23 protein-coding genes are annotated in these 22,695 nt (G+C 64.0%); 10 read left to right on the plus strand and 13 right to left on the minus strand.

All coding sequences use genetic code 11. The annotated features are described in order from the left end of the window. Positions 1 to 137: 137 nt before the first annotated feature. Positions 138 to 2,438 (minus strand): NADP-dependent malic enzyme, encoded by a 2,301-nt coding sequence (locus BCO18175_RS03210; RefSeq protein ID WP_174979341.1) that lies wholly within the window; start codon positions 2,436 to 2,438, stop codon positions 138 to 140. A gap of 136 nt (positions 2,439 to 2,574) precedes the next feature. Here BCO18175_RS03210 and BCO18175_RS03215 point away from each other — a divergent pair, with 136 nt between their 5' ends. Then, positions 2,575 to 3,546 carry a LysR substrate-binding domain-containing protein gene (locus tag BCO18175_RS03215; RefSeq protein WP_174979343.1) on the plus strand — a complete coding sequence of 324 codons (972 nt, stop codon included), beginning with the start codon at positions 2,575 to 2,577 and terminating at the stop codon, positions 3,544 to 3,546. 92 nt (positions 3,547 to 3,638) lie between these two features. Here the strand turns inward: BCO18175_RS03215 and BCO18175_RS03220 are convergent, their stop codons facing one another. Together BCO18175_RS03220 and BCO18175_RS03225 are read right to left on the minus strand one after the other, a co-directional pair. Further along, the gene (locus BCO18175_RS03220; RefSeq protein ID WP_254607953.1) at positions 3,639 to 4,277 is read right to left on the minus strand and encodes a hypothetical protein; all 639 of its coding nucleotides are present in this window, start codon (positions 4,275 to 4,277) and stop codon (positions 3,639 to 3,641) included. Positions 4,278 to 4,509: 232 nt separating this feature from the next. Then, positions 4,510 to 4,884: a VOC family protein gene (locus BCO18175_RS03225; RefSeq protein WP_174979347.1), complete on the minus strand. Its 375-nt coding sequence runs from the start codon at positions 4,882 to 4,884 to the stop codon at positions 4,510 to 4,512. A gap of 234 nt (positions 4,885 to 5,118) precedes the next feature. Between BCO18175_RS03225 and BCO18175_RS03230 the strand changes: the two genes are divergently transcribed. Next, positions 5,119 to 5,823 carry a hypothetical protein gene (locus BCO18175_RS03230; protein ID WP_174979349.1) on the plus strand — a complete coding sequence of 235 codons (705 nt, stop codon included), beginning with the start codon at positions 5,119 to 5,121 and terminating at the stop codon, positions 5,821 to 5,823. Between the two features lie 174 nt (positions 5,824 to 5,997). Here BCO18175_RS03230 and BCO18175_RS03235 read toward each other — a convergent pair whose 3' ends face one another. Continuing rightward, entirely contained in the window at positions 5,998 to 6,912 is a 915-nt protein-coding gene (locus BCO18175_RS03235) for an alpha/beta hydrolase (RefSeq protein WP_174979351.1), read from the minus strand. 87 nt (positions 6,913 to 6,999) lie between these two features. Then, a complete protein-coding gene (locus BCO18175_RS03240) occupies positions 7,000 to 7,866 on the minus strand; it encodes an AraC family transcriptional regulator (protein ID WP_174979353.1) in 867 nt (288 codons plus the stop codon). Between the two features lie 268 nt (positions 7,867 to 8,134). On the opposite strand from BCO18175_RS03240, the gene BCO18175_RS03245 reads away from it, so the two are divergent. Further along, the gene (locus BCO18175_RS03245) at positions 8,135 to 8,593 is read left to right on the plus strand and encodes a GNAT family N-acetyltransferase (protein WP_174979354.1); all 459 of its coding nucleotides are present in this window, start codon (positions 8,135 to 8,137) and stop codon (positions 8,591 to 8,593) included. Positions 8,594 to 8,671: 78 nt separating this feature from the next. Here BCO18175_RS03245 and BCO18175_RS03250 read toward each other — a convergent pair whose 3' ends face one another. Next, positions 8,672 to 9,007, minus strand: coding sequence for a NucA/NucB deoxyribonuclease domain-containing protein (locus BCO18175_RS03250; RefSeq protein WP_254607954.1), 336 nt, complete (start codon positions 9,005 to 9,007; stop codon positions 8,672 to 8,674). Between the two features lie 422 nt (positions 9,008 to 9,429). On the opposite strand from BCO18175_RS03250, the gene BCO18175_RS03255 reads away from it, so the two are divergent. Continuing rightward, positions 9,430 to 10,659: a peptidoglycan DD-metalloendopeptidase family protein gene (locus BCO18175_RS03255; protein WP_174979608.1), complete on the plus strand. Its 1,230-nt coding sequence runs from the start codon at positions 9,430 to 9,432 to the stop codon at positions 10,657 to 10,659. A gap of 61 nt (positions 10,660 to 10,720) precedes the next feature. Here the strand turns inward: BCO18175_RS03255 and BCO18175_RS03260 are convergent, their stop codons facing one another. Next, on the minus strand, positions 10,721 to 11,131 hold the full coding sequence (locus BCO18175_RS03260; RefSeq protein ID WP_174970490.1) for a GNAT family N-acetyltransferase: 411 nt from the start codon (positions 11,129 to 11,131) through the stop codon (positions 10,721 to 10,723). Positions 11,132 to 11,633: 502 nt separating this feature from the next. Between BCO18175_RS03260 and BCO18175_RS03265 the strand changes: the two genes are divergently transcribed. Next, the gene (locus BCO18175_RS03265; protein WP_174979356.1) at positions 11,634 to 12,083 is read left to right on the plus strand and encodes a hypothetical protein; all 450 of its coding nucleotides are present in this window, start codon (positions 11,634 to 11,636) and stop codon (positions 12,081 to 12,083) included. Positions 12,084 to 12,450: 367 nt separating this feature from the next. Here the strand turns inward: BCO18175_RS03265 and BCO18175_RS03270 are convergent, their stop codons facing one another. Beyond that, positions 12,451 to 13,578 carry an aminotransferase class V-fold PLP-dependent enzyme gene (locus BCO18175_RS03270; protein ID WP_174979358.1) on the minus strand — a complete coding sequence of 376 codons (1,128 nt, stop codon included), beginning with the start codon at positions 13,576 to 13,578 and terminating at the stop codon, positions 12,451 to 12,453. Between the two features lie 277 nt (positions 13,579 to 13,855). Between BCO18175_RS03270 and BCO18175_RS03275 the strand changes: the two genes are divergently transcribed. Then, positions 13,856 to 15,037, plus strand: coding sequence for a serine hydrolase domain-containing protein (locus BCO18175_RS03275; protein WP_174979359.1), 1,182 nt, complete (start codon positions 13,856 to 13,858; stop codon positions 15,035 to 15,037). Positions 15,038 to 15,140: 103 nt separating this feature from the next. On the opposite strand, the gene BCO18175_RS03280 is transcribed toward BCO18175_RS03275, so the two are convergent. The 4 genes from BCO18175_RS03280 to BCO18175_RS03295 form a co-directional block, all read right to left on the minus strand. After that, complete coding sequence (locus BCO18175_RS03280) at positions 15,141 to 16,313, minus strand: NAD(P)/FAD-dependent oxidoreductase (protein WP_174915751.1); 1,173 nt, start codon at positions 16,311 to 16,313, stop codon at positions 15,141 to 15,143. Between the two features lie 195 nt (positions 16,314 to 16,508). After that, positions 16,509 to 17,660, minus strand: coding sequence for a branched-chain amino acid ABC transporter substrate-binding protein (locus BCO18175_RS03285; RefSeq protein WP_174979360.1), 1,152 nt, complete (start codon positions 17,658 to 17,660; stop codon positions 16,509 to 16,511). Between the two features lie 421 nt (positions 17,661 to 18,081). Beyond that, positions 18,082 to 18,273, minus strand: a complete 192-nt coding sequence (locus BCO18175_RS03290; protein WP_174915753.1) for a CsbD family protein — start codon at positions 18,271 to 18,273, stop codon at positions 18,082 to 18,084. A 140-nt stretch (positions 18,274 to 18,413) separates the two neighbouring features. Then, complete coding sequence (locus BCO18175_RS03295) at positions 18,414 to 19,958, minus strand: helix-turn-helix transcriptional regulator (protein WP_174979361.1); 1,545 nt, start codon at positions 19,956 to 19,958, stop codon at positions 18,414 to 18,416. Positions 19,959 to 20,350: 392 nt separating this feature from the next. Between BCO18175_RS03295 and BCO18175_RS03300 the strand changes: the two genes are divergently transcribed. The 4 genes from BCO18175_RS03300 to BCO18175_RS40830 are packed head-to-tail and all read left to right on the plus strand — an operon-like array spanning position 20,351 to position 21,322. Continuing rightward, the gene (locus BCO18175_RS03300) at positions 20,351 to 20,515 is read left to right on the plus strand and encodes a hypothetical protein (RefSeq protein WP_167316044.1); all 165 of its coding nucleotides are present in this window, start codon (positions 20,351 to 20,353) and stop codon (positions 20,513 to 20,515) included. 55 nt (positions 20,516 to 20,570) lie between these two features. After that, positions 20,571 to 20,921 (plus strand): BON domain-containing protein, encoded by a 351-nt coding sequence (locus BCO18175_RS03305; RefSeq protein WP_174979362.1) that lies wholly within the window; start codon positions 20,571 to 20,573, stop codon positions 20,919 to 20,921. A 56-nt stretch (positions 20,922 to 20,977) separates the two neighbouring features. Beyond that, the gene (locus BCO18175_RS03310) at positions 20,978 to 21,175 is read left to right on the plus strand and encodes a CsbD family protein (protein ID WP_085040850.1); all 198 of its coding nucleotides are present in this window, start codon (positions 20,978 to 20,980) and stop codon (positions 21,173 to 21,175) included. A 15-nt stretch (positions 21,176 to 21,190) separates the two neighbouring features. Beyond that, on the plus strand, positions 21,191 to 21,322 hold the full coding sequence (locus BCO18175_RS40830; protein WP_277403709.1) for a hypothetical protein: 132 nt from the start codon (positions 21,191 to 21,193) through the stop codon (positions 21,320 to 21,322). A 202-nt stretch (positions 21,323 to 21,524) separates the two neighbouring features. Here BCO18175_RS40830 and BCO18175_RS03315 read toward each other — a convergent pair whose 3' ends face one another. Continuing rightward, complete coding sequence (locus BCO18175_RS03315; protein ID WP_174915757.1) at positions 21,525 to 22,553, minus strand: DUF1338 domain-containing protein; 1,029 nt, start codon at positions 22,551 to 22,553, stop codon at positions 21,525 to 21,527. Positions 22,554 to 22,695 lie beyond the last annotated feature (142 nt).

A 22,695-nucleotide genomic window follows, 5' to 3' on the forward strand; every position in this document is an offset into this window, starting at 1 on the left:
GACAAGCACACCACCGCGACAGGAACGGCCAGCGACACCAGCGCTCACACCAGGCAACCGGATAGCGGAACCCGCCACACCCGGGAATCCGCTATCCGGCGCCTTGCGGAGCCGCCACCGCCCCTTCCTCTGCCTGCTCAGGCAGACGCGTTGCGATTCGCCTCGATCACCGTCAACGCCGTCATGTTCACGATCCGCCGCACCGTCGCACTCGACGTGAGAATGTTCACCGGCGCGTTGACGCCCAGCAGGAACGGCCCCACCGCCACATTGCTGCCCGCTTCGGTCTTGAGCAGGTTGTACGCGATATTCCCCGCATCCACGTTCGGGCAAACGAGCAGGTTGGCAGCCCCCTTGAGCGGCGACATCGGCAGCAGCCTCGACCGCAAGCCCTCGTCGAGCGCGCAGTCGCCATGCATCTCGCCGTCCGCCTCGATATCCGGCGCCTGCTCGCGGACGATCTCCAGCGCCCGGCGCATCTTCACGCCCGAAGCCGCACTCCCCGACCCGAAGTTCGACCGCGACAGCAACGCCGCCTTCGGCGTCAGGTTCAGCCATTCCATCTGACGAGCCGCGGCAATCGTGAATTCCGCGATCTGCTCCGCGTCGGGATTGTCGTTGACGTGCGTATCCACCAACGCGACCGTCCGCTGGTCGAGCAACAGGATGTTCATCGCCGCATAGGTGGAAGCGCCCGGCTTCTTCCCGATCACCTCGTCGACGAAACGCAGGTGGTTGTGATACTCGCCCACCGTCCCGCAGATCATCCCGTCCGCATCGCCGAGCCGCACCATCATCGCGCCGATCAGCGTCAGGCGGCGCCGCATCTCGACCCGCGCCATTTCCTTCGAGATGCCATCCCGGCACCGCAGTTCCCAATACGTCGTCCAGTACTGCGGGAACCGCTCGTCATACTCGGGGTTCGTCACCTCGACATCCTGGCCGAGCCGGATCCGCAAGCCGAATCGCTCGATGCGCGCCAGCAGCACCTCCGGGCGCCCGACCAGGATCGGACGCGCCAGCTTCTCGTCGACGATCACCTGCACCGCGCGGAGCACGCGCTCGTCCTCGCCTTCGGTAAAGACGATCCGCGCCTTGCCGCCGTCGCGCACCAGCCGGCGCGCCGTCGCGAACAAAGGCTTCATGAACGCGCCGGAATGGTAGACGAATTGCTGCAGTTGCTCGACGTACGCGTCGAGATCGGTCAGCGGACGCTTCGCCACGCCGCCTTCCATCGCCGCCTTGGCCACGGCCGGTGCAATACGTACGATCAGGCGCGGGTCGAACGGCTTCGGAATCAGGTATTGCGCGCCGAACGCCACGTCGTACGCACCATAGGCGGCCGCGACGACTTCGTTCTGCTCTTCCTCGGCCAGCCCCGCGATCGCGTGAACCGCGGCGATCTCCATTTCACGGGTGATCGTCGTCGCGCCCACGTCCAGCGCGCCGCGGAAGATGTACGGGAAGCAGAGGACGTTGTTGACCTGGTTCGGGTAGTCCGAGCGGCCCGTCGCGATGACGACGTCGTCACGCGTCGCATGCGCCAGTTCCGGGAAAATCTCCGGCGTGGGATTGGCCAGCGCGAGAATCAGCGGGCGCGGCGCCATCGCCTTCAGCATGTCGGCGGTCAGGATGCCGCCGACCGACAGGCCCAGGAACACGTCCGCCCCGCCGATCACTTCGGCCAGCTTGCGCGCATCGGTTTCCTGCGCAAAGCGCGACTTCGCCGGGTCCATCAGCGTGGTGCGGCCGCGATAGACGACGCCTTCGATGTCGGTCACCCAGACGTTTTCAACCGGCAGCCCGAGGTCGACCAGCAGGTCCAGGCAGGCCAGCGCGGCCGCCCCGGCTCCCGACGTCACAACCTTCACTTCCGAGATCGACTTCCCGACGACCTTCAGCCCGTTGATGAACGCGGCGGAGACGGTGATGGCGGTGCCGTGCTGGTCGTCGTGGAAGACGGGAATCTTCATGCGTTCGCGCAGCTTCTGCTCGACCGTGAAGCACTCGGGCGCCTTGATGTCCTCGAGGTTGATGCCGCCGAAAGTCGGCTCGAGACCGGCAATGATGTCGACCAGCTTGTCCGGATCGGTTTCGTTGATCTCGATATCGAACACGTCGATCCCCGCGAACTTCTTGAAGAGCACGGCCTTGCCTTCCATGACCGGCTTGGACGCGAGCGGGCCGATGTTGCCCAGGCCCAGCACGGCCGTGCCGTTCGTGATCACGCCCACCAGGTTGCCGCGGCTCGTGAAACGGTGCGCCTGCAGCGGATCGGCGGCAATGGCTTCGCACACGCTCGCCACGCCCGGCGTGTAGGCCAGCGCGAGATCGCGCTGGGTCACGAGCGGCTTGCTGGCGACGACCGAGATCTTCCCCGGGGTCGGAAATTCGTGATAGTCGAAGGCTGCCTGCTGCTGCGTCTCAGTCTGTTTCATGTTTTTCGATCCGGGCACGGGCGCCAGGCCAGTCCCGGCGCGATCCATGAAGGTGATTCTAGGGATCCGCCATAAGGCGATGATTCTGTTTTAATATCGGCCCATCACCTTTTCATGATGCATACGTGACCAGTCAATGACTTTTGACGCAAACGACGTGGTCAGGCGGCTGGGCGCGCGTCTGAAGATGCGGCACCTGGTGCTGTTGCTGCAGATCCAGCAGCACGGATCGCTGACGCGCGTCGCGGAACACATGGCCAGCAGCCAGCCGGCCGTGACCAACGCCCTCTCCGAGCTGGAGAGCATGTTCGGCACGCCGCTTTTCGAGCGCTCGTCGCGCGGAATGCGGCCCACCGCGCTCGGCGCGGTCGTGCTCGAGCGGGCGAAGGCGATGCTCAAGGATCTCGACCACCTCGCCCGCGAGATGGAGGCCGTCGCCGCCGGGCATGCGGCGCACCTGCACATCGGCGTGATTCCGTTCATTTCCGGCCAGATGCTGTCGGCGGCGCTCAAGCGGCTGCAAGCGCGCATGGAGCGGCGCCTGACCGTGACGATTCACGAAGGCACCAGTGATCAGCTCCTGCTGCAGCTCCGGGACCACAGCGTCGACATCGTGATCGGGCGAGCGTCGTCGGCAATCGACCTGGGCCAGGTCTCCTTCGAGGTGCTGTACCAGCAGCAGCCGCGCATGATCGCGAGCCGGCGTCTTGCCGCGAAACTGGCCCGCACCGCGCTCGACTGGCACAAGCTGCACGCGCTCGACTGGATTCTCGGCGCACCGCATACGCCGATGCGCGAACAGGTGACCGACCTGTTCCTGTCGGCCGGCATCGCGCCGCCCGTTCCGATCGTCGAAAGCTACTCGTCCAAGCTGATCGGCGAAATGATCGCGTCGAGCGACGAGGCCGTATCGATCGTGCCCGCCGATATCGCGGAAGAACTGGTGCGGATCGCCGGCGTGGCGATCGTGCCTTACTCGCTGGTGTGGACGCTTCCACCTATCGCGCTGTTCACTCGCGCGGCCGATTCGCGCTCGCCCGCGCGGGATCTGCTCGTCGAGGCGCTGCGCGAGGTGTGCAGGGAGACTTACGGGGAAGCGCAGCGATAGGGTTTCACGAGCCGGCCTTGCGTTGAACGGCCGGCCGGGCCCGCCGAAGACGGCCATGCGTCTCGACGGATACCCGGCGCACCGGCTGCAGGTTACTTGCTGGCGGTAAGGCGCCGCATGATTTCCACACGCTCGGCGCTCAGTACATGATCCGAGCTGTCGCCGCGCTCATAGCGCCTGGTCGTCCGGTAGGAAAACCGCTTCCTGTACAGGCTGGCTGCGGGATCGAACACCCACGCATCGACTTCGAAGAAGTGCTTGCCGAAATGATCCTCGTTGTCGGCCCACACGAAGTCCGCCCGAACGAACACCGGGTAGGGCGACACGTCCGGCACCTTCCACATCGCGCGGTCGGCCGACTCCGTCTGGGTGACTTCCGGCATCACGTTTTCGATCTTGCCGTTCGCGCCATAACGCAAGATCGCCACCCGCTCCAGCATCCCGCTGCCGCCACCCGAGAACATCCCCGAGAAGAACACCCAGGAACCGCCCGACGCAATCGGCAACCGTTCGGAGCGTGGCATCAGTCCGAACTGGTAAAACTCCTTCGGCGAATTGGGAAGCGGCACAGGCGGCATCTGGAAGCACGGCGCACGCTCGGGAAGCACGCAGAGTTTCGCGCCGGATAGCGGGAGGCCGTCGCTATCCGTCCGGCCCTCCGCCTGGGTGAAACGCGGAAATGCCAGTTCGCTGGAAGCGGCTTGAGCCGCCGCGATGCCAACGACTGACATGCTCAGGATCACTCCGAGCGTTTTACAGAACCCGCGCATGCACCTGCCCCCTTCTCTCATGTTTTGATCGCCGCGAATTGTCGATGATCCGGCCGCTTCTGTCGAATGAAGGGTTGCGGCCGGGCAATGCGCGGACATGGAGCCCGTCGACGCGGTTCGCGAGATAGCGCGGGTTCTTCAGTGCGTGAGATGGACGCTCCATTGATGGCCGCGTTCCACACGCTTGCGCGGATCACCCCTCCGCCTGATGACAAACCACCTCGATATTGTGTCCGTCCGGCCCGATGACGAACGCCGCGTAGTAATTCGCGTGGTAATGCGGCCGCAGCCCCGGCGCGCCATTGTCTTTCCCGCCTGCCGCCAGCGCCGCGCGATAGAACGCCTCGACTTGCTGCCGGCTATCGGCCACGAACGCGATGTGAAGATGCGCCGGTTTCTCCGACGTCTGGAACAGGCACAACGACGGCTTGCCCGGCGGAGAAATCTCGATGCCGTACGAAGGCTCGCCCTCCCCCTGCACCACGACGCCAAGCGGTTCAAGTGCATTCAGGAAAAACGCCTTGCTGGCTGCAAAGTCGCTCACGCCGAATTTGACATGGTCAAACATGACTCCCCCTCGGATAGATGGGTCTGCCGGCCCCGGATGGATTGTGCAAATCACCGCGATGTTGCCACACGTAGCCGTCGCCGGCACACCCGTGCGCGACCCAACAAAAAAAGCCCGACACAGTCGGGCCAACGAGCGAGATACAAGGAGACATCCCGCTCACCCCTCATCGAGCGGTCACACCGTGCTACCTGACGTCATCATGATCCTGGCGATAACCGGCAATCGCGCACGGTGTTGCGGCGGATCGTCAATCGACAGGTTTGTCTGAAAGGATTCGGAAATAACCGCTACTGCGAAACGGGCGCGCCGGATGACCCGTCCGCCGGCATGGTCGGCAAAGGCATTGCCGCGCTGTTCGACCCGTTGTTCGCGCCACCGCCCGTTGCACCTGCCGAATTCGTGGTGCCCGTTTGTCCGCGTCGGCCGCGGTGCGCGCCACGCGTGACCGGAGGCGCGCTCGTGGCAACCGGCCGTATCGGCGGATGCGCGATGTACTGGAAGTTTTCGTTGATCGCGCTATTGCCCGTGTCGTATGACCGGTGCACGAATACGCTGCTGGTCACGGGCTCGCTGGCTTGCGCGAACGCAGGCGGCATGGTGGACATCGTCGCGGCCGCCGCCGCGCTCAACGCGGCGATCCGCACGAGCGAGGCGGTATCGCGGACTGTCGGGCGTGCTGTCACGCTACGTTTCCTCCAATGTGCATCCGGTCGGCGATCGTTCGGCCACCAGTGGCGCCCGCCCGAAAAATTGGCCCGCACCGGAAAGCGCGGGCCAAGCCGAGAACACAACAACACCTTGGGGGGGTATCAAGGCGAGACCAGTCTAGCCCGAGTCGCCGGACAGAAAATTTCAGGCCAAATTACAGCTATTACTCCATATAACGAGGCATCGGACGCGGTTGCGTGCGGCCAAGTGGTGACACATCGCCCGTGAGCCGGCCGGTGTAACCGCGCGGCGCCGCGTGTCGTACGCCAGCGTCGCTTCAGGCTGTCGGACCGACGCGGTCGCGCATCAACTTTCCACTTGCGAGGCAAACGCAGCCACCATCAAAACCGGTGGCGACTTTCATACAAGCGGAGAACACCGCCAACGCCTCAACATGCCCGATCAACGCACACCGGACAGATGCAACCTGAACCATTCCGCCGCCGCCTGACTGGTTGCGTCGAAGTGCTCGATATACGGCGTGAAATGTCCGCCCTTGATCATGAGCAGCCGCTTCGGCTCCAGCGCGCTTCCCCACGCCTTGAGGCACAGGTCGGTTGGCGTCACCAGATCCTGGTCGGCCACGATCATCAGCAAAGGGGTGGGCGAGATGCGTTCGACATTTTGGCCCGGCTCGTTCTCGCGCGACATCTCTGCGCTGCGCAGCGTCACTTCGTTTTTCCAGTTCGGCGCGAACTGCGCCGCCGACTCGGTGAAGAACCGGTACGCGTCCGCACCGGCCATCGCACAGGCCACCACGGGATCGGCACTGACTGCCGGCAACATCGCCGGCGGACCGCCCGCGAATCGCTGCCTGCGATCTGCGTCGAAGCGCGCCAGCATCGCCGGCACCAGATCGGAACGCGTACGGCGCAACGCTGACTGATACCCGCTGATCGTCGGCACCTGCGACACCACGCATTTGACGCGCCGGTCGATCGCCGCGACTTCGAGCACATGGCCGCCGCTGTAGCTTGAGCCCCAGATGCCGATGCGTCCGGCGTCGACGTCCGGGCGTGTGAGCAGATAGCTGATCGCATCGCGATAGCCGCGCTTCTGTTGCACGGGGTCGATCTCCTGACGCGGGTACCCGTCGCTCGCGCCGAAATTCCGGTGATCGTAGAGCAGCACGCCAAAGCCGCTGGCGGCGAACACCTCGGCGTAGCGGTCCAGATATTGTTCCTTCACGCCGGAGAAGCCGTGCGCCATCACGATGGCCGGATACGTCCGCGTATCGGCGGTGCGCCGCGCCGGCTCGTAGTACCAGCCACGCAGCGTGGCGGCTTCGGACAGGAATTCGATGTCGTGTCGCGTCATGTCGGCTTGCCTCGTTCGGTCAGTGGGTTCGATGACCGACACGATAAGGGCACGCGCCACGCCCGGCATGTGCTGGAAAGACGTTTGCTACGCGGAATCGGACAGTTTCGCGTACGCGCTGGGCGTCATGCCGGCAAACCGGCGAAACACGATCGAGAAGGCACTCGTGGTTTCGTAGCCGAGTTCGGCCGCGACGGTGATCACCGAGTGCCCCGATGCCAGCAGCGGACGCGCAGCCGAAATCCGGGCCTGCTGGCGCCACTGGCTGAACGACAGGCCGGTTTCGGCGGTGAACAGCCGGGCCAATGTCCGGCTCGATGCGCCGACTTCACGGGCCCATTCCGTCAGCGTTCGCTGATCGGCCGGATTCGCCAGCATCGCGTCGCAGACTCGGGCAAGACGCCGGTCCCGGCCGGACGGCAGCCGCAAGGGTTGCTCGGGGGACCATTCGATTTCGGCCAGCATGAGCTGGATGACGAGATCGTCGCGTCCGTCAGGCTTCACCTCGACCGGGAAAGACGACGCGCGCACGATCAACTCGCGCAGCAGCGGCGAAACGTTGACCAGGCTTGGCCGATTCGGGGTTGCCGATCGGTACGCTTGCGGGTCGACGTAAGCGGTGCGCATTTCGAGCTGCCCGTGGGCGCGCATCGCGTGCGGCAGGTCGGGCGGAATCCAGAGTGCGCGATGCGGCGGAATCATCCAGAGCGACTGGCAGGCGATGACTTCGGCGATGCCCGTCGTGGTGTAGACGAGTTGTGCCCGCGGGTGACGGTGCTCTGCGACGACAAAGCCGTCGGGGAATGCTTTCGGCATGACGGCTGCGATGCCGGGTGCATGCTGGTAGTCGCGCGGGTCGGTACTCTTCGTGACGGGTACGATGCCGGCGCGCTTCGGATCTGCCGCCGCGTTTTGCCCGATCGCTTTACCTTGGCCGCGCCCTTCGCCCTTCATCGCTCGTCCTCTCGTTTGTACGGAATCGCCAGTTCGTGTGGGTCCCGCGAATCGGACAGATGATACGGGAATGTCGAGTCCCGGAAATCCAGGAATGAAGCAGCGAACCGGTAACGAGATCTCGCTACTAATTTGCTGTACCGCACATTCGATACGTCGCGCTGAATATCTGATCTCGCCGGTTTCAGCGCAGTCTGCGCGATCTTGGAAGTTCGATTCCGTGCTGCTATCGTTGTGCACCCTTTGAAGACTTCGGAACGGGAGATACATGCCCTTGATCTTGCGTCGCGCAATTGCAGCTGATGCCGCAGAGGTGGCCGAAGTCTATCTACGGTCGCGCAACACGCTGGCCTCCTATGCGCCGCTCGCGCACGCCGAATCCGCCGTCCGCGATTGGGTTGCCAACATACTTGTGCCGTCGGGCAACGTTACCGTTGCCGTGAACGATCAGCGCATAGTCGGCATGGCCGCACACGTTGTCACGGATGGCGTAGCCTGGCTTGACCAGTTGTATGTGTGCCCCGAATTCAAGCGACGAGGGATTGGTTCTTCCCTCCTGGAATCGGTGAAGTCGCAGACGGTTGGCAAGCTCCAGCTCTATACGTTCCAGATGAATCACGATGCCGCTGCGTTTTATGAGCGGCACGGGTTCGTTGCGATTACATACAGCGATGGAAGCAGGAACGAGGAAGGGTGTCCTGACGTCTTGTACTGCTTGACACGGTAGCGCACGAAACGCCTGTATGCCGTGGTTCGAAGGCTGCCTGCGAACCACGGCAAAAATGCGGTTTTCGTCGCCCGTGGCTCAACGTTTTGCTGCAGGCTGCGGAGATCCAACATCGACGTAAAACGCCTCCTGGTCGAGCATGCGCCGGTTCAAATAGAAATTTCCGAGAAAAGCGCCTGCGCGTCGATTATCGCTCGCATTGATACGCTTGACCGACACTTCCGGGTCACTTGATGCGCCCTGCTCGGTCGACGCAAACGGATACTCGTCGCAATCGCAATCGGTCGGCGTTTCGTCCGGATCGCCGGTGAATGTGCACTGGCCAGTGACCGCGCCGAATTTCACGATGCATTGAGCCTTGGAATCGCTCCGGTTGGCCCGCCGCAATGCTGCGTCGCGCGTGCGTGTCAGCAACCTTGCTTCAAAGGCCGGAAAGGTCGTCCCATCGCCCCTCGGTACGAACTTGCCGGGCCGCCCGGCGGCTTGCGCCTCGCGTATATGGATCGCGGATTCGTCGACGTCGGGATCTCACATGCGTTCTTCAGGTTGCCGTTGTTGGTACGCTCTCTTTGCCATTCGCGAACATGGATGGATGGCTAAAGTGTTGCACCTCAGATTTGAGGCTGCCCCCGTACGGCGATTCCAGATCAATCGACTCCGGTTTCCCGAGTGATCAAATAATTTTAAAACTATCGCATCAACAATTTCATCTGAAGCAGCCAATTTAAAAATACACCAATATATATTTCATTTTCCTCGCAATGAATGGCGAATGATGTAGGCTTGCTGGCGCTGCCATGAACTTCCTGCAAACTCTCTCAGTGGTGCATTTAACTATGCGCAATTTATTTGATCGTTCTGCATCGAATTCGATTCAATACTTCATTGGAATCCTGCTGATTGCAGCCAGCCTCGCCGAAATCGCTCATGCGGCGCCAATCGAGACGTCGTTGCAACGCTCGATCGGGCAGGCGCTTGAATCGCGATCGGGCAGGACGTTGACGCTGCCGGCGCGGTCGGACGACAACCTGGTCGAGGCAATAAAAACCGACGACGTTTCCGGGTGGGTATTTGGCACTGCGACACAAATCCTGCGCGAAGATGAATCCGCCGATCCCGTCACGAAGCTGTTCATTGCGCGCAACGTGAATGGCCGATGGATCTCAGGTGTGGAAGGCAGCAGCAAGTTTGCAGAATTGCTCGATGCGGCGCCACCCACGCTGCTCGCGGCCGACGAGCGGAAAAATCTGGCGTCGAAACGCGCATCGCTTGCACCGCGGTCGGCTGCATTGCCGCAACCGGGCCTTGCGTTGCCGTGGGAACCGAATGCCGGATGGTATTGGACGGGCGGTGCACACGGCTGGTCCGGACAAAGCAGGCCGTATAACTCCCTCGATTTCTCGGGTGGCAACGGCCGCGTGCTGGCGGCGCGAGACGGCTATCTTTACAAGAGCTGCGAGCGCGACGGCAGCGCCATCGTGAAGGTGGTTCACGACAATGGCTATGCGACGACTTATTACCACATGGTCCAGCTGACGTCGCTGAACAGCGGTACGCGTGTCCGTCAGGGGGAATATCTCGGCAGCGTCGGAAACGGCCTGCCGTGCGGCGGACAAACGACGGGGCCGCATGTTCACTTTTCATTGAGCAAGGATGGCAATGACGTGTCCGTCAATGGCATGACGATCGGCGGCTGGCAATTCTTCGAGGGCACTTCGCCGTATTCCGGATACGCGGTTCGCAATCAGCGACGCGTCTCCCCGCAGGCATGGCTGGTCAACTACGGGAGCGCGGATTCCGGCGATCCGTCCACGCCCGTCAGCGCGCGTGTACAGGCACCGGGTCAGGCGAATCTGCGCAGCGCGCCTTCATTGTCGGCGCCGATCGTCGGTTCGCTCGAGAATGGGCGCACCGTGCAGCTCGCTTGCCACAAGTATGGCGACTCCGTGAATGGCAACTGGGGCGCCACACGGCTTTGGTATCGACTCGACTCGAATCAATGGATCTCCGACGGCTTTATCTACACGGGCAGCAACGACCCTGTGGTGCCGGAATGCGCGAATTAGCGCGGGCGCACCGGCGTACGCCGGGCCGCCGCACCGCGACAGGGAATACGACGCCTCAACGTTACGTGATGCGCAGAAACATCCCCGCCTTCTCGGGCAACACCGAAGGTTGAAAACCGTAGCGCTCGTAGAACTTCGGTGTGCCGTGATCCGCCATCAGGCTGACATAGGCGGTCGGCGGCGCATTTTCGTGAACGTAGCGCATGAGTGCGCGCATGATCAGGTCGCCCAAGCCCTTCTTCTGGTGCGCCGGCAATACCGCGATATCCACGATCTCGAAGAAACAGCCGCCGTCGCCGATGACCCGGCCAATTCCGACCGGGGCGCCATCGCCGTAAGCCACGACGCTGAACAGGCCATTCCTCAACCCGATCGCCGCGGCCCGCTCCGACTTCCTGCTCAACCCCGCGGCAAGACGAATGTCGATGTAGTCGGATACCGACGGGACTTCCTGTCGAACAACGTATTCCATGCGAACCCTTCAGGTTGGCCGTGTCGATGGAGATCGATCTCGCGGCGCACGGGTACAGCGAACACAAAACCCGAGCGCGTGCGTCGAACCAGGCAATGAAGCTGGCGACGCGGCAGGCCCGGGGGCATACCTGTCCACCATCATGGAACGGGCAGCGTGTCGAGATCGGACATCGTGCTCGTCCCACAGGTTACAAAAACCTGATTCACCCCTTAATCGATGAATGCACAGCATTCTACACAATTTGTCCAATAGATTACCCAAACGAAATAATTACACCAGGAATGTAAATTATTACAACCAACCAGGAATATTAATAACAAATGAATAAAAGAGAATTAATATATGACGATTTTCATCTTGCGTTCGGATAGCACACATATAGAATCAAGCTGCCGAATCGATTCACCTTGAGTCAATCGGCAGCCCAATCATGACAAGGCCGGTTGTTTTCATTCTTTAATTGGGTTACCAATCAACCAATAGAAAGCTGGAGATAAACATGAGCACGCAAGTCGCATACTCCGAAAAAGACGTCGTCACCGTCTCCGAAAAGGAAGCAAAAGAAGGCTTGGTCGGCAGCAATCCGTTTCAATACGACGGACAACGCGTCAAATCGAGCATCAGCCCTGTCATCTACCTCGTTATCAATGGTTTACGCCAGGCGATTCCGGATTCGATTACATACGACAATTTGTTCCCGTCCTGGAGCGGCGTCAAGCAAAGCGATTATCTGATCGACCAAATCCCTGCCAGCATTCCGCTGACCAACGAAGCCGGACTCTATCGAGGCGCAAAGTCGTCTTCATCGATTTGGTTGGTGACCAATGGCGTGAAGCGCTTGATTCCGGACCAAGCCACATTCGATAATTTCTACTTTGATCCCAAGAAGGTCAAGAGCATTGACGATGGCATTCTTGGCCAGATTCCTCAAGGAGAAAACATCGGTTAATTGCTCGGCGATGGGCCCCAGGCGTCAGAAGTGTCCGGCCGTAAAAAAGGCGACTTAGAGCGACTGCCTGGACGCGGATCGTGGCGGTTGTCGTACGGCTCCGCGCGGCCTGCCGGACCGAGTAGCGAGTATCACCGGGGACGGGGAGCGCAAGCGGTGTCGCATGCTCCCCGTCCCCTCTCTGCACAACTGTTTGTTACGGAATGCGCGCCGGCTGAGCGCGCTCTTCTGCGGGATAGATTGCGCGCTTGTCGCTCGACAGGGGAACCCCGTATTCGTAAGCGAGCGCGGCTAGCGTGTAGTCCCCGGGCGCCATTGGCGCACGACGCGGCGCTCATCCTCAGCTCCGGGGCTTCGCGCGGTCGACCTAGAGAATCCGCTCCAGCGCGTCCGCAAACCGCGCAACCGCCCCATCGACATCATGCAGCTTGTCGAGACCGAACAACCCCAGACGGAAGGTCTTGAAATCCTCCGGCTCGTCGCACTGCAACGGAACGCCGGCCGCGATCTGCAAACCAACGTCTGCAAACTTCTTCCCGGTTCGAATCCCGTCGTCGTCCGTATAGCTGACCACGACACCCGGCGCCTCGAACCCTTCCGCCGCGACACTCCGGAATCCCTTCTCAGCCAGCAACGCACGAATACGCTCGCCGAGCTCGAGTTGCTCCGCCTTCACCTTGTCGAAGCCGTACGCCTCGGTTTCCTTCATCACGTCGCGCAGCGTCGTGAGGCTGTCCGTGGGCATCGTCGCGTGGTACGCGAACCCGCCGCCCTCATACGCTTCCATGATCTGCAGCCACTTGCGCAGATCGCACGCGAAGCTGGTACTGGTAGTGCCATCGATACGTTCGCGGGCAAGCTCGCTGAGCATGACCATCGCGCAGCACGGCGACGCGCTCCAACCCTTCTGCGGCGCGCTGATCAGGATATCGACGCCGCTGGCCTGCATGTCGACCCACACCGTGCCGGACGCGATGCAATCCAGCACGAACATGCCGCCGACCGCATGCACGGCGTCGGCCACCGCACGCAGATACCCATCGGGCAGCATCATCCCGGAAGCAGTTTCGACGTGCGGCGCAAAGACCAGATCCGGCTTGTGCTCCTTGATCGCGGCGACCACTTCGTCGATCGGAGCCGGCGCATACGCGGCTTGCCGTCCCGCTTCGACCGGGCGCGCCTTCAGCACCGTCGTTTCGGACGGAATGCTGCCCATGTCGAAAATCTGCGACCAGCGGAAGCTGAACCAGCCGTTGCGGATGACGAGGCACTTCTTGTTCGTTGCAAACTGCCGCGCGACGGCTTCCATGCCGAACGTCCCGCTGCCGGGGACGATCACGACGGACTTCGCGTTGTAGACTTTATTCAGCGTGCCGGAGATGTCGCGCATGACACCCTGAAAGCGCTGCGACATATGGTTGACCGAGCGATCGGTGTACACCACCGAATATTCGAGGAGCCCCTCGCGGTCAACATCGGGAAGTAATCCTGGCATGCTCGCCTCCGGTGAAAGATGAACGATGGAATCCGGGCGCGCAGCGCCTGCGACTCGATACTGCTCTGCACCAATGCAACTGCGTCATTTCCTCGACGAAAGCAGATTCTAACGAACGCCGCCGGCCGATTGGGGCATATTTTGTCCGCAATCCGGTTCGATGCGCGTCGGCGCCGGCCAGTGGGGTGCACGTAGCCCTGTTCCGTGTAAGGGTTAACGACGCGTGCGGCACGCAGCCCATAACATGTCGACCAGACTCTTCACGACGGAACCTTCGATGACCTCCTCTTCAGCTTCGTCACTGCAGCCGTCTACCGATCCCGCGCTCGCCGAGCGCGTCGATGCGGTCCTGTCCCGCCAACTCGACACGCAACGCCTCGTCGGTGTGGTCGTCCTGGTCGCACGCGACGGCGAACTCGTCTATCGCCGCGCGGCCGGGTTCGCCGACCGCGAAGCACGCACGCCGATGCGCGAGGACACGCTGTTCAGGCTCGCGTCGGTGACGAAGCCGATCGTCTCGGCGGCCGCCATGGCGCTCGTTGCACAGCACAAGCTGTCGCTCGACGACGACGTCACGCGCTGGCTGCCCGAGTTCCGTCCGGCGCTGCGTGACGGCAGGGTGCCGGTGATCAAGGTGCGCCACCTGCTCACGCATACCGCCGGCCTCGGCTATCGCTTCGCGGAAGCCGACGCGACCTGCGCATATGCGCGCGCGGGCGTCTCCGACGGGCTCGATGGCGCATCGATCACGCTCGCCGAAAACATGCGCAGGATCGCGAGCGTGCCGTTGCAGTACGCGCCCGGCACCGGCTGGAACTATTCGCTCTCGATCGACGTGGTCGGCGCGGTGATCGAGGCCGCCAGCGGGCTGCCGCTTGCCGATGCGGTCGATACGCTCGTGCTCCGCCCGCTCGGCACGCGCGACACGGGATTCGTCGCACGCGATTCCGCGCGGCTCGCGACGCCTTACGTCAACGACACGCCGCAGCCACACCGGCTCGCCGAAAACGAAACCGTACCCATCTTCGAAGGCACCGTCGGCGTGACGTACTCGCCGTCGCGCGCGCTCAATGCCGATGCATTCGCATCGGGCGGCGCCGGGATGGTCGGCACCGCCGGCGACGTACTGAACGTGCTGGACACGCTGCGGGCAGGCGGCGGCGCGGTATTGCCGGCCGACCTGGTCGACGAGATGGGCCGCGTCCACACCGGCAACCTCGAGTTGCCCGACCTGCCCGGTGCGGGTTACGGGATCGGGTTTTCCGTGTTGCGCGACCCGCGCGCGGCGCTGTCGCCGGAGTCCCCGGGCACGTGGCGCTGGGGCGGTGTCTACGGTCATTCGTGGTTCGTCGACCGCGCACGCGGGCTCACCGTCGTATCGCTGTCGAACACGCTCTACGAAGGGATGAACGGCCCGTACACGCTCGATCTGCGCGACGCGATCTACGGTGTCGGCTGACACGCGCAATTGCACGCGCAACAAAAAAAGCCCGACACAGTCGGGCCAATGAGGTGAGACACAAGGAGAATCCCGCCCACCACACCGGGCGGGTTACGCCGCGCTACACGACGTTCTTTTCGACGATCGGCCGGTTTTCCAGCACGCGCGCCCAGCCGAGCGTCGACAGGTCGAGCGTGTCATAACGCCCGCCCAGAATGAGTTCACTGACCCCGCGCCCCGTCGCCGGCCCTTGCTGCAGCCCGTGGCCGCTGTAGCCGTTCGCGAACACGACGTTGTCGAGTTCCGGGTGATACCCGATGATCGCGTTGTGGTCGAACACGTTGTACTCGTAGTACCCGGACCAGCAGTTCTCCACGCGGAGCGCCTCGAATTCCGGCACGCGATTCGCGAGCGTCGGCCAGATCACCTCGTCGAACAGGTCGTGGTCGACTTCGTCGAGCGGCAGGTCGTCCGGGTCGCGGTCCGGGCTCGGCGACGTCCCGCAGATATACGTGCGCCCTTCCGGCCGGAAATACACCCCCGTCGGGTCGATCAGCAGCGGGCAATCCGTGAGCTTCGCCGGCGACGACACGTTGAAGATGCTGCGGCGCCGCGCATACACCGGGATGTCGATGCCCATCATCGACGACAGCGTGCGCGTCCACGCCCCTGCCGCGTTGACGAGCGTGTCGCACGCATAGCGTTCGCCGTCGGCCGTGACCACCTGCGTCACCTTGCGGCCGTCGCGCACCACTTCCTTCACATCGGACGGCACATAGCGCGCACCCAGCGCCTGCGCCTTCTTGCGCAGCGCCTGCACGAGCCCGTAGCCGTCGAACCAGCCTTCGCCGCTCACGCCATACGCGCCCGACACGAGATCGTCGACGTTCAGCCACGGAAACTTCGCGCGCAGCGCATCGCGATCCATCAGCCGGATATCCGCGCCGAGGCTCGTCTGCAGCGCATGGTTCTCGCGCAGCGTCGCATCGCCGGCCGGCGTCGCGAGGAACAGGTAGCCGCCTTCGTGCAGGTCGATCGACGGCTGGTGGCCGTCCACTTCCAGGCGTTCGCCGATCGTGCGCAGGAAGTCGATACCGAACAGCGACATCTCGATCGACAGCGGCGTCGAGAACTGCTGGCGAATCGACGCGGCCGACAACGCCGACGACGATCGCGCATAGGTGGGGTCGCGCTCGATGACGGTCACGGATACCGTGGGATCGGTGGCGCGCAGGAAATAGGCGATCGAGCTGCCGATCACACCACCGCCGACGATGACGACTTGAGAACTCACGACTGACTCCAGTTGCACAGGTTGGGCGCGGCCAGCCGGCCCCGCCCGTAGGTTGTTCGTGCCGCGTCACGCGCGGCGTCGCGCGGGCGGACTCGTGCGGCTGCCACACCGGCGTGCGCCGCGATCGCAACCGATCGCTGATGGCATTTCAGCACGTCCGGCATCGCCGCGAAAGTCCGCGCGCGCCTGTTGCGTTCAATCCGCCGATTTCGTCGTGACGGGCTGCCACGCGGCGTTCTTCACCTCATACAGCGTCGAGCTCGGATTCTTCAGGTCGCCCGTGTTCGTGAACGCGATCGTGCCCGTGATGCCGTCGTAGCGCGTGCCCTTCAGCGCGCCGTTGAAATCGGCCGGCTTCGTCGAGTTCGCCTTCTGCATCGCGTTGATCGCGATCCACGTCGCGTCGTACGCGAACGGCGCGTACGCGAGCATGTCGATGCCGTACCTCTGCTTGAATTTCGTTTCGAACTCCTTGCCCTTCGCGAGACGCGCCAGCGGCTGCCCGTATTCCCAAACGGACGCGCCTTCCGCCGCATTGCCCGCCAGCTTGATGAAGTTCGCGTTCATCACGCCGCCGCCCGCGAGGAACTGCGCGCGGATGCCGAGCTGGCGCATGCGCTTCACGAGCATCGCGGCCTGCGCGTCGAGGCCGCCGAAGAACACGAGATCGGCATTGGTACTCTTGATCTTCGTGAGCTGCGCGCTGAAGTCCACCGCCTTGTCGTTCGTGAATTCGCGCGCGACGATCGTGCCGCCGTTCGCCTTCACGGACTTCTCGAATTCGTCGGCTTCGCCCTGGCCGAACGCGGTGCGATCGTCGATGATCGCGATGCGCTTCGCCTTGGTCACGCTCGCCGCATAGGCGCCTGCGTTGCCGGCGTTCTGCGTGTCGGTCGCGATCACGCGGTACACGGTGCCGAGCCCGGCGCGCGTGATGTCGGGATTGGTCGCCGACGGCGTGATCATCGGAATGCCGGCCTTCGCGTAGATCTTCGATGCGGGCAGCGTCGTGCCCGAGTTGAAGTGGCCGATCACGACGGCCACCTGCGCGTCGGCGAGCTGCTGCGCGGCCTGCACGCCGGTGCGCGGATCGCTCTGGTCGTCCTGCGACGCGACGACGAACTTCACGGGCTTGCCGCCCACCGTCGTATGCGCGGCGTTCGCTTCATCGACGGCCATGCGCACGCCGTTCTCGATGTCCTTGCCGTAGGCGGCGCCGCCGCCCGTCAGCGGGCCGGCCACGCCGACCTTGACGACCGTCTCCTGCGCGTGAGCCGCGCCCGTCTGGAGCGCGAGGATCGCGGCGGTCAATGCGACGCCGGAAAGCGAACGAATGCGGAACGTCATGACAATCCTTGTTCTGGGGGCCGGGATGCAACGCGCGATCGCCGCGCGTCGGCAACCTCCCGCGTGCCGGTCATCTCGTCCGCCGCCGGGGCGTCATGCAATGCCCGCAAACCGGCCGGTCGATCGCCGCGGCTCCGTCTCCGAAGAGCCTTTCATCGCGAAAGAGGTGAAGGGATTGTGGGTAGCCAATACCCGTCCAGCAAACGAAATATCGGAACTATGTTGTGAGGATTTATCATCAAGTTCCGGGTTCGCCGCCGGCCCGCGGCCCGCGCATCGGTGCGCCGTGGGTGGATCGTTGCCGCGTGAAGCCGCGCCGGCGCCCGTCCATCAAGGCCGGCCACGGTCATGCCGGCGGCGCATCATCGTGGCAATAACGGCCCGGCCGGCCATCGCGGCGCCGGCGGCGCCGCGTCATCAGTCAGTGCCGATCGGCGCCCGTCTGCTTGCGCACCGCATCGGCCGCCTCGCCGGCCTGCTCCTGCATCTTGCCGGCCTGCTGTTCGGCGACGCCTTCCGCTTCCGTCTTGCGGTCGCCCGTCACCTTGCCGAGCGCTTCCTTGACCGAACCCTTGACCTGCTTGAGCTTGCCCTCGATGCGATTCCTGTCCATGGTCGTCTCCTGCGATGGTTGGGGAGAGCCGGCGACGTGACGGCCAGCGCCGCACCGCCGAGTGGACAGCATCGCAAGCGGGCGCCGCGCGCGGCAGATGCGGATGCACCAGCGCAGATGGTGCATTCGTACCGACGATGTCAATCCTTGCCCTTCGCGCCGCCCTTCTCGCCGCGCGCGCCGTTCGCTTCGGCCGCGCCGACGATCCCGCGTTCGCGCGCCCACACGATCGCCTCGCCGCGGCTGTGCACGTCGAGCTTCGCGTAGATCGTCGCGACGTGATTGCGCACGGTATTCGGCGCGAGCCCGAGGCGGCCGGCGATCTCCTTGTCGGCCAGGCCATGGCACAGCAGGTCGAACACGTCGCGCTCGCGCGCGGTGAGGTCCGACAGTTGAGCGCCCGCGTCCGGCGCATTCGCGCGCCGCACGTTCGCGAGCTTCTCGATCAGCGTGCGGCTGAACCACGACGCATCCTGCATCGCTGTTTCGATCGCATAGACAAGCTCCATCTCGGTTCGCTTGCGATCGCTGATGTCGAGCAGCGCGACGAGCAGGCAGTCGCGCCCGTGAATCGCGACGGGGTCGGCCGATACGACGCAATCGCGCACGTCGCCTTCGCGCGTACGGATCTGCACGTCGGCATTGCGCACGTTGCCGTCGCGCGCGAGCCGGCCTTCGATGCGCGGCCACGCGCCGCGTTCGGCCCACAGCCCGAGCTCGTCCGCGGATTTGCCGAGCAGGTCGTCCTGCGCATGGCCCGTCATCGCGGCAAACGCACCGTTCACGTCGAGCAATTCGAAGCGGTCGGCGGTGACGATCGCGGTGGCGACCGGCGCCATCCGGAACGCCGTCGCGAAGCGTTCCTCGCTCTGCCGCAGCGCGCGCTCGGCCTGCTTGCGCGGCTCGAGATCCATGAACGTGAACAGCATGCACGCCTCGTCGTTCATGTCGATCGGCTGCCCGGCGACGACCACCGCCTTCGCGGTGCCGTCCGCGAGTTTCAGCACGGCCTCCATCTGCGGAATCGTTGCGCCTTCGCCGAGCCGCTCAATCGCGAGTTCGCGCCGCTCGGCCTGTTCGAGCACGTCGATCTCGTACACCGAGCGGCCGAGCACGTCGTCGCGCGCGTGGCCGGTCATGTCCAGAAAGCCCTGGTTGACCTTCACGTAGCGCAGGTCGTCGAGCCGGCAGATCACGGCCGGCGCCGGGTTCGCGTTGAAGGTGCGCTCGAAGCGCTCCTCGGCGCTCGCCCATTCAGTCGCGTCGTGCAGCACGAGCGCGAGGCAGTCCGGTTCGCCGGCCGCGTTCGTCAGCACGAGGCTGCGGATGCGATGAACCCAGCTCACGGTTTCGTCGGCGGCCGATTCGACTTCGACCGTCACGTCGCTGAACTCCTCGCCCGCGATCACGCGATCCATCGGATAGTGGCCGTCGCGCACCGGATGGTTGTTCCGGTAGCGCAGCCGGAAGCGCTCGCGGTAATCGGTGACGGTCGCGCCGAGCGCTTTCAGCTCGGTCACGCCGTGCATCGCGAGCGCGGCTTCGTTCGCCCACACGATCCGCTGGTCGGGCTCGACCAGGATCACGCCCTCGGTGAGCCCCGCGATGATCTGGTGCAGCTGGCGCCGGTCGGTATGCGACTTGAGCGCCTGCTCGTTTGCCTGTTCGTTGACCTGTTCGTTCATCGAATGGTTGTCCCTGTCGTCAGCATGACCGCCGGCCCGGTTGCCGCTTCGTCGACACGCGCCGGCCGGCGCGTGTGGCGATGATCGCGTGCCGCACCGGTGCGCGACAGGCGCGAATGCACTATCCGCCATAGTACATTCGCACGGCACGCGCTATCGTTCGGCACCCCGCCGATCCGCCATGCATCCGGCTGGCCCGCCATTCCACGCCGCGCGTGCGATGGCTACGCGCCGCGCCACTCCCCCGCCCGTCTCCCGCCCTTCACGACGCCCCGTGCAAACGCACTAGCCGATCAGGTGAATTTGCGCGATGTCCGCGCACGTTCGCCCCGGTACGCTGGTCCTGCATCGGCGCTCATGCGCTGCCTTCCGAACCGCAGAGGAGAAGCACGATGAAGCTGCATCAGACACCCGATCCGACGCGGCCCGAACCGCCTCCGGACAGTCCGCCCGAACCGCCGCCCGGCACCGATCCGCCGGTTCCGCTACCGCCCGACGTACCGCGCCCGGACATCCCGCCACGCGAGCCCGGCTACGACACGCCGATCGTCAGGTGATGCGCGGCGCGGTCCGCATTCATCGATTCATCACGCCAAGCGAAGGAGAACACCCATGAACAAGACCCGCCACCTTTCGACGCTGCTCGCCGTCAGCGCGGCTTTCCTGCTGAGTGCCGCGCCGCTCACGAACGCGGTTGCGCAGGACGCATCGACCGACAACGGCATGAAGACCGAATCGAACCAGCCCGTCACCGACACGTGGATCACGACCAAGGTGAAGGGCCGGCTGGCCACCGTCGACGGCCTGAAGAGCGTCGACATCAGCGTGACGACCGTCGACGGCGTCGTTACGCTCGCGGGCGTGCTGCCGACCAAGATCGCCGTGAAGAAGGCGATCGCCGTGTCGCGCGCGGTCAAGGGCGTGAAGCACGTCGACGCATCCGGCCTGAAGGCGAAGGCCTGACCTCCCGGCGCGGCACGCCACCGCGCCTTTTATCCCCGCACGACAAGGAGCACACCATGAACGAGGACAAGATCAAGGGCCAGTGGAAGCAGCTCGCCGGCAAGCTGAAGGCCAAGTGGGGCAAGCTGACCGACGACGACCTGAAGGTGGCCGACGGCAATCGCGAGTATCTGGCCGGCAAGATCCAGGAGCGTTACGGCATCGCCCGCGACGCGGCCGAGAAACAGTTGAAGGAATTCGACCGCGAGCTGTGATGCGATAGCGCATCAATGCAACCACCGCGGCGCCGACGGCGTCGCGGCCACCAGGACAACGACATGGGCAAATACCTGATCGCCTGGCTGCTCGGCGTGCCGGTCGGGCTGCTGGTGCTGTTCTATCTGATCACGCACATCTTCTGACGGCACGGCGCGCGGCATGCGCCAGCCGCCTTCCTGTCTCCCCATCTCACTGACGACCGTGACGCCGTGATCCGGCGTTCGCCCGGTCGCACGCATTCCGCTCTGCATGACGGGCCGCCCAACGCAAATCGGGCAGGACGCGTGTGCGTCCTGCCCGATCGGCTCACTTCTTCCGTAAGCGGTACGCCCCGCTTTCGCTGCGTTACTTCGCCGCGTTCGCCGTCATCTTGAAGATGCCCTGTGCGTTACCCGCATCGAAACGCAGGTCGGTCACCCAGCGGCGCGCCGCCTGGTCGAACGTGCGCTTGCGCGTGATGAACTCGTAGAACGAACCCGGCACGTTGCGCTTCACCGTGCCGCCGTCGCGCGTGCGGAATTCGCGCTCGACGGTATCCGCGCGATACGCGGTCTGGAACACGCGGCCCGAGCGCGAACGCTCGACTTCCGGCTTCATCGGCCGGCCCTTCGCCTTCTCGTCGTCGGACAGCTTGAACACGTCGGCGACGCGGTCGGTCGCGTGGTTGAACGCATTGCCTTCGGTCGAGATCCACGCCATTTCCGCCGATTCGAGCAGCAGCGTTTCGTAGTCGAGCTCGTTCGGCAGGTCGTGCTGGCGCGCGAACGCGCCGACGATCTCCGGCAGCAGCGCGTGCGCGGCCTCCAGCGACAGCCAGCCTTCGCGCTCGACTTCCCACAGCAACGCGACAGCCGCCGGCGACAGCGGATCGCGCGACGTGCTCACGACGTTCGTCACGGCCTGCTGGAATTCCTTCGAGAAACGTTCCGGATGCAGTTCGCTGACGAAGAACTGCGCGATTTCGTCCGGCGCGTCTTCATGCGCATACGCGCGGCCCGTCATGCCCAGCTTGTCGAGCGGGTAGCGGCCGTTCAGGCGAAAGCCGAGCGGACGCAGGATGCGCGTGAACGCGGCCTCTCCCGGCGGCAGCGCGCCCGTGTTCGGCCAGCGCACCGTGCGCAGCGCGCCGTGGTCGAAATAGACCGAGCCACCGCTTTCGATCGCGTCGGCCGTATACGCACGGCCGTTCGCCGACCGTTCGAGCAGCCCTTCGAACAGCGCCATGTTCATCGCCTGCGCGATTTCCGCGCGCGTCACGACGCCGTCTTCCCATTCTTCGAGGATGGCCGGCATGTTCAGGGTCGAGAACAGGGCGTCGGTCTTCGCCTGTCCCAGCAGCTTCGTCAGCAAGCTCTCGATATTCGGATTGCGCATCAGGATTCTCGTCTCGGGGGACCGCCGGCAAACGTGCCGGCAACTCGTCGGCCGGCTGCCCTACGGGCGCCTGACCTTGCGTGGGGAGCATTATTCAAAGGGTTGCAGCCGGGCGTAAAGCGAGATTAAATTGATATGTGAT

The sequence above is a fragment of the Burkholderia lata genome (genome assembly GCF_902499335.1).
Classification (GTDB): Bacteria; Pseudomonadota; Gammaproteobacteria; order Burkholderiales; family Burkholderiaceae; genus Burkholderia; species Burkholderia lata_B.

What these genes read in the sequence shown, in the direction of transcription:
- BCO18175_RS03285 (WP_174979360.1), bottom strand. Translation starts at nt 17,660, where the DNA reads ATGACGTTCCGCATTCGTTCGCTTTCCGGCGTCGCATTGACCGCCGCG.
- BCO18175_RS03300 (WP_167316044.1), top strand. Translation starts at nt 20,351, where the DNA reads ATGAAGCTGCATCAGACACCCGATCCGACGCGGCCCGAACCGCCTCCG.
- BCO18175_RS03305 (WP_174979362.1), top strand. Translation starts at nt 20,571, where the DNA reads ATGAACAAGACCCGCCACCTTTCGACGCTGCTCGCCGTCAGCGCGGCT.
- BCO18175_RS03245 (WP_174979354.1), top strand. Translation starts at nt 8,135, where the DNA reads ATGCCCTTGATCTTGCGTCGCGCAATTGCAGCTGATGCCGCAGAGGTG.
- BCO18175_RS03255 (WP_174979608.1), top strand. Translation starts at nt 9,430, where the DNA reads ATGCGCAATTTATTTGATCGTTCTGCATCGAATTCGATTCAATACTTC.
- BCO18175_RS03310 (WP_085040850.1), top strand. Translation starts at nt 20,978, where the DNA reads ATGAACGAGGACAAGATCAAGGGCCAGTGGAAGCAGCTCGCCGGCAAG.
- BCO18175_RS03270 (WP_174979358.1), bottom strand. Translation starts at nt 13,578, where the DNA reads ATGCCAGGATTACTTCCCGATGTTGACCGCGAGGGGCTCCTCGAATAT.
- BCO18175_RS40830 (WP_277403709.1), top strand. Translation starts at nt 21,191, where the DNA reads ATGCAACCACCGCGGCGCCGACGGCGTCGCGGCCACCAGGACAACGAC.
- BCO18175_RS03220 (WP_254607953.1), bottom strand. Translation starts at nt 4,277, where the DNA reads ATGTCAGTCGTTGGCATCGCGGCGGCTCAAGCCGCTTCCAGCGAACTG.
- BCO18175_RS03240 (WP_174979353.1), bottom strand. Translation starts at nt 7,866, where the DNA reads ATGAAGGGCGAAGGGCGCGGCCAAGGTAAAGCGATCGGGCAAAACGCG.
- BCO18175_RS03295 (WP_174979361.1), bottom strand. Translation starts at nt 19,958, where the DNA reads ATGAACGAACAGGTCAACGAACAGGCAAACGAGCAGGCGCTCAAGTCG.
- BCO18175_RS03235 (WP_174979351.1), bottom strand. Translation starts at nt 6,912, where the DNA reads ATGACGCGACACGACATCGAATTCCTGTCCGAAGCCGCCACGCTGCGT.
- BCO18175_RS03275 (WP_174979359.1), top strand. Translation starts at nt 13,856, where the DNA reads ATGACCTCCTCTTCAGCTTCGTCACTGCAGCCGTCTACCGATCCCGCG.
- BCO18175_RS03210 (WP_174979341.1), bottom strand. Translation starts at nt 2,438, where the DNA reads ATGAAACAGACTGAGACGCAGCAGCAGGCAGCCTTCGACTATCACGAA.
- BCO18175_RS03215 (WP_174979343.1), top strand. Translation starts at nt 2,575, where the DNA reads ATGACTTTTGACGCAAACGACGTGGTCAGGCGGCTGGGCGCGCGTCTG.
- BCO18175_RS03265 (WP_174979356.1), top strand. Translation starts at nt 11,634, where the DNA reads ATGAGCACGCAAGTCGCATACTCCGAAAAAGACGTCGTCACCGTCTCC.
- BCO18175_RS03315 (WP_174915757.1), bottom strand. Translation starts at nt 22,553, where the DNA reads ATGCGCAATCCGAATATCGAGAGCTTGCTGACGAAGCTGCTGGGACAG.
- BCO18175_RS03260 (WP_174970490.1), bottom strand. Translation starts at nt 11,131, where the DNA reads ATGGAATACGTTGTTCGACAGGAAGTCCCGTCGGTATCCGACTACATC.
- BCO18175_RS03290 (WP_174915753.1), bottom strand. Translation starts at nt 18,273, where the DNA reads ATGGACAGGAATCGCATCGAGGGCAAGCTCAAGCAGGTCAAGGGTTCG.
- BCO18175_RS03225 (WP_174979347.1), bottom strand. Translation starts at nt 4,884, where the DNA reads ATGTTTGACCATGTCAAATTCGGCGTGAGCGACTTTGCAGCCAGCAAG.